This is a genomic window from Granulibacter bethesdensis, from assembly GCF_001889525.1.
Lineage (GTDB): Bacteria > Pseudomonadota > Alphaproteobacteria > Acetobacterales > Acetobacteraceae > Granulibacter > Granulibacter bethesdensis_C.
In genome coordinates this window covers 1,426,668-1,438,431 of the sequence record NZ_CP018192.1, presented here as the reverse complement: position 1 = coordinate 1,438,431, position 11,764 = coordinate 1,426,668, and the positions used below count along the sequence as shown (strand labels likewise).

Below are 11,764 nucleotides of genomic sequence, written 5' to 3'. Positions count from 1 at the left end.
CGCCGGCTTCTATCGGCTGAGGGCAGGCGATGCTGAACGATCGCGACCGCATCTTCACGAATTTGTACGGCGAGCATGATTGGGGGCTGAAAGGCGCTCTGGCGCGCGGGGACTGGGATGGCACGGCAGCCATTCTGGCGCGAGGCCGTGATGCCATTATAGATGACATCAAAATCAGCGGTCTGCGTGGTCGTGGTGGCGCAGGTTTCCCCACCGGTATGAAGTGGAGTTTCATGCCCAAGGAATCCGATGGGCGTCCGCATTACCTCGTCGTCAATGCCGATGAGAGCGAGCCGGGAACCTGCAAGGATCGCGATATCCTGCGGCATGATCCCCACAAACTGGTTGAAGGCTGTTTGATCGCCGCCTTCGCGATGGGGGCACATACGGCATATATTTATGTGCGCGGTGAATTTTATAATGAATCCTGTCACTTGCAGGCTGCTATTGATCAGGCTTATGAGGCTGGCCTGATTGGAAAAAACGCCTGCGGCAGCGGTTGGGATTTCGACCTGTACGTTCATCGCGGGGCTGGTGCTTATATCTGCGGTGAGGAAACCGCGCTGATCGAAAGCATCGAAGGCAAGAAGGGCATGCCACGTCTGAAGCCGCCTTTCCCGGCTGGTGTCGGTCTGTATGGGTGCCCGACGACGGTGAATAATGTCGAAAGCATCGCTGTTTGTCCGACTATTCTTCGGCGCGGCGGAGCCTGGTTTGCATCTTTGGGGCGGCCCAAGAATAGCGGCACAAAACTCTTTTCCATCTCTGGCCATGTGAACAAGCCGTGCAATGTCGAGGAAGAACTCGGCATTCCCCTGCGTGAACTGCTGGAACGTTATGCGGGGGGCGTGCGTGGTGGCTGGGATAATCTGCTGGCGGTTATTCCCGGCGGATCATCGGTTCCGCTGCTGCCGAAGAGCATCTGCGACGATGTGCTGATGGATTTCGATAGCCTGCGGGAGCAGCGCAGCGGGCTGGGCACTGCTGCCGTCATCGTGATGGACAAATCCACCGATGTGATCAAGGCGATCGCTCGGCTGAGCCATTTCTACAAGCATGAAAGTTGCGGTCAGTGCACTCCCTGCCGTGAAGGCACGGGTTGGATGATGAGGATCATGAACCGCATGGTCGAAGGTCGCGCTGATCTCGAGGAGATCGACATGCTGGAGCAGGTGACGCGACAGGTGGAGGGTCATACGATCTGTGCGCTGGGCGATGCGGCCGCATGGCCGGTTCAGGGGCTGATCCGTCATTTCCGCCCGGTCATCGAGGATCGTATCCGCGCTTATAAACAGCGTGTTCCCGGTCGGGCGCCGGTTCCCAACCTTCCCGCGGCGGCGGAGTAATCAGCATGGTGAAAGTCACAATCGACGGCACCGAGCTTGAGGTTCCAGCCGGGTTCAACGTTTTGCAGGCCTGCGAGATGGCCGGCAAGGAAATTCCGCGCTTCTGTTATCATGACCGGCTGTCTGTGGCCGGTAACTGCCGGATGTGTCTGGTCGAGATCGAAAAGGGGCCGCCGAAGCCGGTGGCGTCCTGTGCGATGCCGGTTGCTGATGGGATGGTGGTGAAAACCGACAGCGAGATGGTCCGTCGTGGCCGTCGCGGTGTGATGGAGTTTCTGCTTATCAACCATCCGCTCGATTGCCCGATCTGTGACCAGGGCGGAGAGTGCGATCTTCAGGATCAATCCGTTGCTTACGGGCGGGATCACTCCCGCTTTGAGGAAAACAAGCGGGCTGTGAAGGACAAGTACCTTGGACCGCTGGTGAAAACCGTGATGACGCGCTGCATCCAGTGCACACGCTGTGTCCGTTTTGCGCAGGAAATTGCCGGAGTTCCGGAACTGGGGGCTACCTCCCGCGGGGAGAATGTCGAGATCGGCACCTATGTTGAAAAAGCGCTGACCAGTGAGCTGTCCGGTAACCTGATCGATATCTGCCCGGTTGGTGCCCTGACCTCGAAACCGTACGCCTTTACGGCTCGTCCTTGGGAGCTGAACAGGACTGACAGCATCGATGTCATGGATGCTGTCGGGGCCAATATCGTGCTGTGCGCCCGTGGTCCGGAAGTGATGCGTGTGTTGCCGCGTATCAATGAGGATGTGAACGAGGAATGGCTGGCCGATAAATCGCGTTTTGCGGTGGATGGCCTGCGTCGCCGTCGTCTGGATACGCCATGGGTGCGGGAGAACGGCACTCTTCGGCAGGCCAGCTGGCAGGAGGCTTTTCAGGCTATTGCCAGCCGCATGCAGGGTCTGGATGGCGCACGGATCGGCGCGCTGATCGGTGATCTGGCCGATGCGGAAAGCATCGTGGCGTTGAAGGATCTGCTGACCGGTGCAGGATCCTCCCTGATCGAATGTCGGCAGGATGGTGCGGCGCTGGATGCGTCCCGTGGTGATTTCTTCCTGTTCAATTCGACCATTGGCGGCATTGAAGAGGCTGATGCCATCCTGTTGATCGGCACCGATCCTCGTCATGAGGCGCCGGTTCTGAATGCACGCATTCGCAAACACTGGCTGGCGACCCAGCTTCCCATTGCTTCCTTCGGCGCATCGCTTGACCTGACTTATCAGGTCGATTGGCTGGGGACCGATCTGTCGGCGCTATCGTCAGGCGATTTCGCATTCGTCGAAACTTTGCGCGCGGCAAAAAAGCCGATGATCATTGTGGGACAGGGGGCGCTGGCACGTCCTGATGGTGCTGCCATTCTGACGGCAAGCTGGGCATTGGCCGCTCAGGTGGGGGCGTTGAATGCTGGCTGGCATGGCTTCAACGTGCTGCACACTGCAGCATCACGTGCTGGTGCGTTGATGCTTGGCGCAGTGCCCCCGGGCGGAGAAAACGGATTGCCGCGCCTGTTGGATGGCGGCGTCGATCTGCTCTGGCTGCTGGGTGCGGACGAGTTCGACACGGCCCGGATCGGGGCGAATACATTCGTGGTTTATCAGGGATCGCATGGTGATAAAGGTGCTGCTCGGGCTGATGTGATCTTGCCTGGCGCGGCCTATACTGAAAAAGACGGCACCTATGTGAACACTGAGGGCCGGGTGCAGCAGGCCAGTCGTGCCGTGCATCCATTGAAGGATGCCAAGGATGACTGGCGCATCCTGAGGGCTTTCAGTGCCGTGATCAACCGTCCGTTGCCCTACGATACGCTTGAGGCCGTTCGGGCACGACTCATCGAGGTCAATCCGGCTTTTGCCGTGATCGATGATCTGCCGGTCCGTGGCTGCACCGATCCTTCCGGACCTTTCGCTCATGGAACAATCAGCCCGGCCCCTGTTACCTATGCCATCAGCAGCTACTGGCAGACTGACCCTGTCAGCCGTGCCAGCCCGACCATGGCGGAATGTGTGCGGGTTTATGAGGCTGCTCAGGCAGGCTTGCCGAGTGCGGCGGAGTGAGCGGAATGCACGATTTTCTGTTCAATACCAATCTCGGCCTGTTGATCATCACGGCCTTGCAGGCATTGGCCATTCTGGTCCCGCTGATGCTGATGGTGGCCTATGCTACTGTGTTTGAGCGTAAGGTTCTGGCCGCCATTGGCCTGCGCAAAGGCCCCAATGTGGTGGGTCCATGGGGGATGTTGCAGGCCTTCGCCGATGCTGGAAAGATGCTCCTGAAGGAGACGATTATTCCGGATGGTGCCAATAAGGTTCTATTCATTCTCGCACCGCTGCTGACCTTTATTCTGGCGATGATCGCCTGGGCTGTCGTGCCGGTGAATGATGGCTGGGCCGTGGCCAATATCAATGTTGGTGTGCTGTATCTGTTTGCGATCAGTTCGCTCGGTGTTTATGGCGTGATCATCGCGGGCTGGGCCTCGAATTCCAAATATGCTTTTCTTGGTGCGCTGCGTGCTGCCGCACAGATGGTCAGCTACGAAGTTTCGATCGGCTTTGTCATGGTTGCGATCCTGCTTTGTGTCGGATCGCTCAATCTGAACGATGTCGTGCTGGCACAGAAACATGTCTGGTTCGTGCTGCCGATGTTGCCGATGGCGGTGATTTTCTTCATCTCGGGGCTGGCGGAAACCAATCGCTCTCCATTCGATATCGTCGAAGGCGAAAGCGAAATCGTCGCCGGACATATGGTGGAATACAGCGCCATGGCCTATGCGCTGTTTTTCCTCGGCGAATACGCCAACATGTTCATGATCTGTGCGATGACTACCCTGCTGTTCCTCGGCGGGTGGCTTCCTCCTTTCGACATTGCGCCTCTGAACTGGTTGCCGGGGCCGATCTGGTTCGTGCTGAAAGTCTGTGCGCTGATGTTCGTGTTTTTCTGGGTGCGCGGAACTGTGCCCCGCTACCGCTACGATCAGCTGATGCGTCTGGGCTGGAAAGTGTTCTTGCCATTCTCTCTGGTATGGCTGCTGCTGACCGCCTGTGTGCTGGAGCTGGCAGGCTGGCTGCCGACGGTGAATTGACGATGACCGTGTGTATGAATGATTGCGTGTTGAGGGAAAGGGGCTGACATGGCGTTGCTGGACCGCACCGCGCGCAGTTTTCTGCTGACGGAAATCGTTTCGGGCATGGCCCTGACGCTCAAGTATTTCTTCAAGCCGAAAGCGACCATCAATTATCCGTACGAGAAAAACCCGATCAGCCCGCGCTTCAAGGGCGAGCATGCGCTTCGGCGTTATGCGAACGGGGAGGAGCGCTGCATCGCCTGCAAGCTGTGTGAGGCTGTCTGCCCGGCTCTGGCGATTACGATCGAGGCCGAGCCTCGTGCCGATGGCTCACGCCGCACCACACGCTATGACATCGACATGACCAAATGCATCTATTGCGGTCTGTGTGAAGAAGCCTGCCCGGTGGACGCGATCGTGGAAGGGCCGAATTTGGAATTCGCCACTGAAACGCGCGAGGAACTGATGTACAACAAGGATCGTCTCCTGGCGAACGGCGACCGGTGGGAGCCGGAAATCGCTCGTCGCCTTGAACTCGACGCGCCGTACCGGTGAACCGATCATGATCGCCGCGATAGCGTTTTATGTTTTCTCTGCCATCCTGATCGTATCAGGGGCGATGGTCGTCAGCGCTCGCAATCCGGTGCATGCGGTACTGTTCCTGATTTTGGCGTTTTTTAACGCGGCGGGCCTGTTTCTGCTGACGGGGGCCGAGTTTCTGGCGATGATTCTGGTCATCGTCTATGTCGGCGCTGTCGCCGTGCTGTTCCTGTTCGTGGTGATGATGCTGAATATCAATTTCGCGGAAGTGCGGGATGGATGGCAGCGTTACGCGCCGGTTGGTGCGGCGATTGGTGGTGTGCTGCTCGTGGAACTGGCGATGGTTCTGGGGGGATGGCAGGTTGCACCGGGAGCAAGCGCTCTGCGCTTTTCCCCGCGTCCTGATCACGTTCAGAATACTGTCGCGTTGGGGCAGATCGTTTATACGCAATACGTGATGTTGTTTCAGATGGCAGGGCTGATCCTGCTGGTGGCCATGATCGGTGCCATCGTGCTGACCTTGCGTGATCGGAAGACCTCACGGCATCAGAACATTGCCGCGCAGGTCAATCGTCGGATCGAGGACACGCTGAAGCTGGTGAATGCTCCGGTCGGGCAGGGCATCCATCCGGAAGATTTCCTGCGTCCCCTGCCGCCTGCCTTATCAAAGCCCGCATCGAGCCATGGCCAGATCGGTCAGGATGATCACGGTGCCAGCACTCATTTGCCGCAGAACGCTCACCACGCAGCGGAGGATCGTGTATGAATTCCCTTATGACTGTGGGGCTGGGCCATTATCTGGCCGTGGCTGCAGTTCTGCTCGTGCTGGGAATTTTCGGCATCTTTCTGAACCGTAAAAACGTCATTGTCATGCTGATGTCGATCGAGCTGATCCTGCTTGCTGTTAACCTGAACATGGTAGCGTTCTCTGCTTCGCTGGGCGATCTCGCCGGGCAGGTTTTTGCGATGTTCATCCTGACCGTGGCTGCCGCAGAGGCGGCTATCGGCCTTGCCATTCTGGTCATTTATTTCCGTAATCGCGGTTCGATCCAGGTCGAAGACGTGAATCTGATGAAGGGCTGAGCGATGATCTATGCCGTCGCAGTCTTTGCCCCCCTGCTGGGGTCCGTGATCGCCGGTCTGTTCGGACGGGTGATGGGCGATCGTGCCGCGCAGGTGGTGACAATCGCGCTGATGATTGCCGCAGCGATTTGTGGTTCGCTGTCTCTCTACACGCTACTTTCCTCACCGCCGGGAGGCCTGCCCGATGTGGTGAGGGTTTCAGACTGGATTCAGGCCGGGGATCTGCATGTCAACTGGGCGCTTCGCTATGACACGCTGTCCGCCGTCATGGTTGCGATGGTGACGTTTGTCGCCACGCTGATCCATGTCTACAGCACCGGCTATATGGCGCATGACAGCCTGCCGAATTATCGGTTTTTCTCCTATCTCTCCCTGTTCACCTTTGCGATGTTGATGCTGGTGACAGCGGATAATCTGCTCCAGCTGTTTTTCGGGTGGGAAGGCGTCGGTCTGGCCAGCTATCTGCTGATCGGATACTGGTATTACAAGGACAGCGCAAATGCGGCGGCCATGAAGGCCTTCATCGTCAATCGCGTTGGCGACCTGTTTTTCGCCGTTGGCATTGCGCTGGTGTTCTGGACCTTTGGCTCCATCGAATTCTCGGCGATTTTCGGAACCGTTTCCCAGCATGTAAATGACCATTATCACCTGTTCGGAACCGAACTGCGCACCTTCGAGGTGATCGGCTTCCTGCTGTTCATCGGCGCGATGGGCAAAAGCGCGCAGATTGGTCTGCATGTGTGGTTACCGGATGCGATGGAAGGCCCCACCCCGGTTTCTGCGCTGATCCATGCCGCGACGATGGTGACGGCCGGTGTATTCCTGATGGCGCGTATGTCGCCACTGCTGGAATTTGCGCCGGATGCAAAGACCTTTATCGTACTGATCGGTGGCACCACCGCCCTGTTCGCGGCCACCATCGGTTGTGCCCAGAACGATATCAAGAAAGTCATCGCCTATTCCACCTGTTCGCAGCTCGGCTACATGTTTGTGGCGGCTGGCGTGGGTGCCTATGAAGTATCGGTGTTCCATCTGATCACCCATGCTTTCTTCAAGGCGCTTCTGTTCCTTGGAGCAGGCAGCGTGATCCATGCCATGTCTGACGAGCAGGACATGCGCAAAATGGGCGGTATCTGGAAAATGATCCCGTTCACCTATGCGGCGATGTGGATCGGTAATCTGGCGCTGGCGGGTATTCCGCCTTTCGCCGGGTTCTATTCCAAAGACGCCATTCTGGAAGCCGCCTGGGCACAGGGGGGGGTAGGGTTTTACGGCTATGTTTGTGGTACGCTCGCGGCCTTTCTGACCGCGTTCTACTCCTGGCGTCTGACGATCATGACGTTCCATGGCAAGCTGCGTGCCGACCACCACACCATGGAGCATGTGCATGAAAGCCCGCTGGTAATGCTGGTGCCGCTCGCGCTGCTGTCCATCGGCGCTATTGCCGGTGGCATGCTGCTGGAGCACTGGTTCATCGGCGAGGGCATGAGCGCCTTCTGGCGGGGGGCCCTGTTCAACGGGCCGGAGAATCACGTGATGCATGAGATGCATCATATTCCGTTTCTTGCCTCGATCCTGCCGACCATTCTCGGTGTCCTCGGCATCGCGCTGGCCTACTGGATGTATATGTTCAACCCCGCCGCACCTGCACGTCTGGCGGGGATGTTCCCGGCGATTTACCGTCTGTTCGCCAATAAATGGTATTTCGATGAGATCTACGCTGCGTTGATCGTGCGCCCTTATCAGTGCTTTGCCCGGTTGCTCTGGACGGTTGGTGATGCCACCATCATCGATGGCATTCCGAACGGTCTTGCCAGTCTGACTGTCGATGGTTCCTCCAGGGTTGTGAAGCTTCAGACCGGGTCCATCGCGGTTTATGCCTTTGCCATGCTGATCGGCCTTGTGGCTCTGGTTTCCATTTTCCTCATCTTCAGGTGATGTCATGAATCAGGCGGGCTTTCCCGTACTGTCTCTGCTGACCTTCCTGCCGCTACTCGGGGTCGTCATTCTGATGACGATCCGCGGGGATGAGGAAGTTGTGGCAAACAATGCGCGCTGGACGGCGCTATGGACCTCGCTGGTGGTGTTTGCCTTCAGCCTGGTCCTGTGGGTCAGGTTCGACCCGGCCCAGCCGGGTATGCAGTTTGTTGAATCCGTGCAGTGGCTGCCCGAGTTTGGTGTACGCTACAGCGTCGGTGTCGATGGAATCAGCGTTCTGTTCGTGCTGCTTTCCACCTTCCTGACGCCCATTTGTATTCTGGCAAGCTGGGATGCGATCCATACCCGCGTGAGGGAGTTCATGATCGCCTTCCTGGTGCTGGAAACCATGATGGTGGGCATGTTCTCGGCCACCGACTTCCTGCTGTTCTATATTTTCTTCGAAGCCGTGCTGATTCCGATGTATCTGATCATCGGCATCTGGGGGCATGCGCGCCGGGTGTATGCGGCGCTGAAATTCTTCCTCTACACGCTGGCCGGTTCGGTGCTGATGCTGCTGGCGCTGCTGACCATGTGGCACTATGCCGGGACGACGGATATTCCAACCCTGCTGCATACCCGCTTCCCGGTGCATATGCAGTTCTGGTTGTTCCTGGCTTTTCTGGCATCTTTTGCTGTGAAAGTTCCGATGTGGCCGGTTCACACCTGGTTGCCTGATGCTCATGTGGAGGCACCGACCGCCGGGTCCGTTATTCTGGCCGGGGTCTTGCTGAAAATGGGGGGATACGGCTTCCTGCGTTTCTCGGTACCCATGCTTCCTGATGCGGTGGAGTATTTTGCACCGCTGATGTTTGCCCTGTCGGTGATGGCGGTGATCTACACCTCCATCGTCGCCTTTGCGCAGGATAATATGAAAAAGCTGATTGCTTATTCATCCATTGCGCATATGGGCGTCGTGACCATCGGCATCTTTACCGTGAACCAGCAGGGATTAAGCGGTGCACTGTTCCAGATGCTGTCCCATGGTGTGGTTTCTGCCGCGTTGTTTCTGTGCGTGGGTGTCGTGTACGACCGGCTGCACACGCTGGAGATCAACCGTTATGGCGGGCTGGTCGAGCGGATGCCGGCCTATGCGGCGGTCTTCCTTGTGTTCACCATGGCAACCATTGGCTTGCCGGGAACCGGCGGGTTTGTCGGTGAAATTCTGGTTTTGATCGGTGCTTTCAAGGTCAGCATCTGGATTGCCCTGCTGGGCAGCACAGGCATGATACTCGGCGCGGTCTATTCGCTGTGGCTGTATCGCCGCGTGATCCTCGGCCGGATGACCATTGCCGAATTACGCTCCATGTTCGATCTCAACACGCGGGAAATCGTTGTGTTCGTGCCGCTGGTGCTGCTGACCCTATGGATGGGCGTCTATCCGTCCAGCTTCACGCATTTCTTTGATGCAACGGTGAACGATCTGGTGCAACAGCATCAGGCGGCGATCAGCCAGATGCATCAGCTGGCGTCAGTCACTCCCTGACGGGGGATAAAACTTTGCCCAACGGAATGGCCCTATACTCATGAACTGGACCCTGGCTTCCCCGGAGATCGTTCTGGCCCTGTGCGGGCTGGTCATTCTGCTGGTCGGTGTGGCACGGAACCGGCGAGAGGATACGTTCCTCTGCGCGATGCTGACGCTCGGTGCGTTTCTGCTCACAGGGCTTCTGACTGTTTCCGGCGCGCTTGGGTTAGGGTTTCAGGGACAGTTCGTGGCCGATCCGTTTGCCGTCATGGTCAAGCTGCTGATCCTGTCCGGCGCATCCATCGCTGTCGTGCTGTCGCTGGATTATAACCGCCATCATGGGATGGAGCGGTTCGAATTCCCGGTTCTGACGCTGTTCTCCACCGTTGGCATGATGGTAATGGTGTCGGCTTCCAATTTCATGACCCTGTATATGGGGCTGGAGCTGATGTCTCTGGCCATCTACGTGCTGGCGGCGTTTGCGCGGGATGAATTGCGCTCTGCTGAAGCGGGGTTGAAATATTTCGTTCTTGGTTCGCTGGCATCTGGCTTGCTGCTGTACGGAATTTCACTGATCTATGGATTTGCGGGGACCATGGATTTCTCCGCCTTGCGCGAAGCACTGGCGCATCCGGCGGGTACGTCGCCTGGGCTGACGGTCGGCGTGGTGTTCGTGATCGCGGGTCTGGCGTTCAAGATTTCAGCGGCCCCGTTCCATATGTGGACGCCGGACGTATATGAGGGGTCGCCAACCCCGGTAACGGCTTTTATGGGCACTGCCCCCAAGGTCGCCGCGATTGCGATGATGCTGCGGACTCTGGTCACGCCTTTCCATGGCGTGTTGGTGCAATGGCAGCATGTTGTAGCGCTCATCTCCGTGGTTTCCATGGTGTGGGGGGCGCTGGCTGCTATCGGTCAGACGAGCATCAAGCGGCTGATGGCTTATTCCTCAATCGGCCATATGGGATATGCACTGGTGGGTCTGGCGGCTGGATCGCAGGCTGGTATCCGCGGTCTGTTGATCTATCTGGTGACCTACGTATTTATGAATACCGGTACTTTTGCGTGTATTCTCGCCATGCGTCGGCGTGGACGGCAGCTGGAGAAAGTCAGCGATCTGGCAGGCGCGGGAAGAACCGATCCGGCTCTGGCTCTGTTGCTGGCGATTTTCATGTTCAGCATGGCCGGGATTCCGCCAATGTCCGGTTTCTTCGGCAAGCTTTACGTGTTTCTGGCTGCTGTTCAGGCGGGGGAACCCCTGCTGTGGGGGCTGGCGGTGATCGGTGTGCTGACCAGCGTGATCGGAGCCTATTATTATCTGCGCGTCGTCAAGGTGATGTATTTTGACGATGCATCGGAAGGCCCGTTCGAAGCGTGGCCGGCCTCGGTTTCTGTAGTCGCGGTTGGCAGTGCGGTGTTTACGGCCCTGTTCTTCCTGTTCCCGGCTCCGATCCTTGCGGCGGCTGATCTGGCGGCCAAGGCTTTGCTCCAGTGAGTCTGACAGACGGGGAAGGGGACACTCTGCCCCATCCCTGGCGTCTGGAGGTTCATGCCTCGCTGCCTTCCACGTCCGATTATCTGGTGGCAAGAGCATCGCAGGGGGAGCTGGATGGTCTGGCTGTGCTGGCCCTTCGTCAAACCTTGCCCCGCGCGACGCGAGGACGCGCCTGGACAGAGCCGGAAGGGAATCTTGCGCTTTCCCTGCTGATCAGGCCCGGACAGGGACCGGTTTTTCTCAGCGCACGGGAAGCCGGACACTGGGCGTTCGTGGCCGGCCTGGCTGTGTTCGATGCGATATTGCCTTACGTGGCCGATCCTCAGGCAGTGTTCCTGAAATGGCCGAATGACGTCATGGTCGGCGACCGTAAGCTGGGTGGTATCCTGATTGATGCGGCGATGGGTGCCACAGAGCCGGAATGGCTCGTCATCGGAATCGGGGTGAATATGGCTTCTGCTCCCGCGGTTCCCGGGCGGATGACGGCTTGCCTTGCCGATATCAGCGACAGGATTCCCGTGCCGCAGGTTCTGGCGCAGAAAATTGTGACACGGCTTTCAGCCTGGCGGCATGCAGCCCCGCTTGAAATCAGGGATGCCTGGCGCCGCGCCGCCCATCCACCCGGAACGAGGCTGACTGTTCGTTGCCAGGGGGAGGTGCTGGACGGTCTTTTCACCGGCATTGGTGAAGATGGTGCACTTCTGCTTGATTGCGGTGGAGAATGTCGGGTGGTGCACACCGGTGAGATTCTGCTCTCGGCTGCTCATGATCAGACCGGATAAAGA

10 protein-coding genes are annotated in these 11,764 nt (G+C 58.0%); all 10 read left to right on the top strand.

Translation table 11 applies throughout. The features are described 5' to 3' along the window. Positions 1 to 29: 29 nt before the first annotated feature. From nuoF to GbCGDNIH6_RS06565, 10 genes are read left to right on the top strand one after another with little or no spacing between them, the layout of a single operon-like run. Complete coding sequence (nuoF, locus tag GbCGDNIH6_RS06610; protein WP_072563293.1) at positions 30 to 1,346, top strand: NADH-quinone oxidoreductase subunit NuoF; 1,317 nt, start codon at positions 30 to 32, stop codon at positions 1,344 to 1,346. 5 nt (positions 1,347 to 1,351) lie between these two features. Next, positions 1,352 to 3,409: an NADH-quinone oxidoreductase subunit NuoG gene (gene nuoG, locus GbCGDNIH6_RS06605; RefSeq protein ID WP_072563292.1), complete on the top strand. Its 2,058-nt coding sequence runs from the start codon at positions 1,352 to 1,354 to the stop codon at positions 3,407 to 3,409. A gap of 5 nt (positions 3,410 to 3,414) precedes the next feature. Then, positions 3,415 to 4,434, top strand: coding sequence for an NADH-quinone oxidoreductase subunit NuoH (gene nuoH, locus GbCGDNIH6_RS06600; RefSeq protein ID WP_072563291.1), 1,020 nt, complete (start codon positions 3,415 to 3,417; stop codon positions 4,432 to 4,434). Between the two features lie 48 nt (positions 4,435 to 4,482). Beyond that, positions 4,483 to 4,971: an NADH-quinone oxidoreductase subunit NuoI gene (gene nuoI, locus GbCGDNIH6_RS06595; protein ID WP_011632001.1), complete on the top strand. Its 489-nt coding sequence runs from the start codon at positions 4,483 to 4,485 to the stop codon at positions 4,969 to 4,971. A 7-nt stretch (positions 4,972 to 4,978) separates the two neighbouring features. Continuing rightward, entirely contained in the window at positions 4,979 to 5,722 is a 744-nt protein-coding gene (locus tag GbCGDNIH6_RS06590; RefSeq protein ID WP_072564418.1) for an NADH-quinone oxidoreductase subunit J, read from the top strand. Continuing rightward, positions 5,719 to 6,039, top strand: a complete 321-nt coding sequence (gene nuoK / locus GbCGDNIH6_RS06585) for an NADH-quinone oxidoreductase subunit NuoK (protein WP_232449729.1) — start codon at positions 5,719 to 5,721, stop codon at positions 6,037 to 6,039. Before GbCGDNIH6_RS06590 ends, nuoK begins: the two co-directional genes overlap by 4 nt. 3 nt (positions 6,040 to 6,042) lie before the next feature. Continuing rightward, positions 6,043 to 7,977 carry an NADH-quinone oxidoreductase subunit L gene (gene nuoL / locus GbCGDNIH6_RS06580; protein ID WP_072563290.1) on the top strand — a complete coding sequence of 645 codons (1,935 nt, stop codon included), beginning with the start codon at positions 6,043 to 6,045 and terminating at the stop codon, positions 7,975 to 7,977. A gap of 4 nt (positions 7,978 to 7,981) precedes the next feature. Then, entirely contained in the window at positions 7,982 to 9,502 is a 1,521-nt protein-coding gene (locus tag GbCGDNIH6_RS06575; protein ID WP_072563289.1) for an NADH-quinone oxidoreductase subunit M, read from the top strand. Positions 9,503 to 9,542: 40 nt separating this feature from the next. After that, the gene (gene nuoN, locus GbCGDNIH6_RS06570; RefSeq protein WP_072563288.1) at positions 9,543 to 10,979 is read left to right on the top strand and encodes an NADH-quinone oxidoreductase subunit NuoN; all 1,437 of its coding nucleotides are present in this window, start codon (positions 9,543 to 9,545) and stop codon (positions 10,977 to 10,979) included. Beyond that, positions 10,976 to 11,761 carry a biotin--[acetyl-CoA-carboxylase] ligase gene (locus GbCGDNIH6_RS06565; RefSeq protein WP_072563287.1) on the top strand — a complete coding sequence of 262 codons (786 nt, stop codon included), beginning with the start codon at positions 10,976 to 10,978 and terminating at the stop codon, positions 11,759 to 11,761. The genes nuoN and GbCGDNIH6_RS06565 overlap by 4 nt, the downstream gene beginning before the upstream one ends. The last annotated feature ends 3 nt before the right edge of the window (positions 11,762 to 11,764 follow it).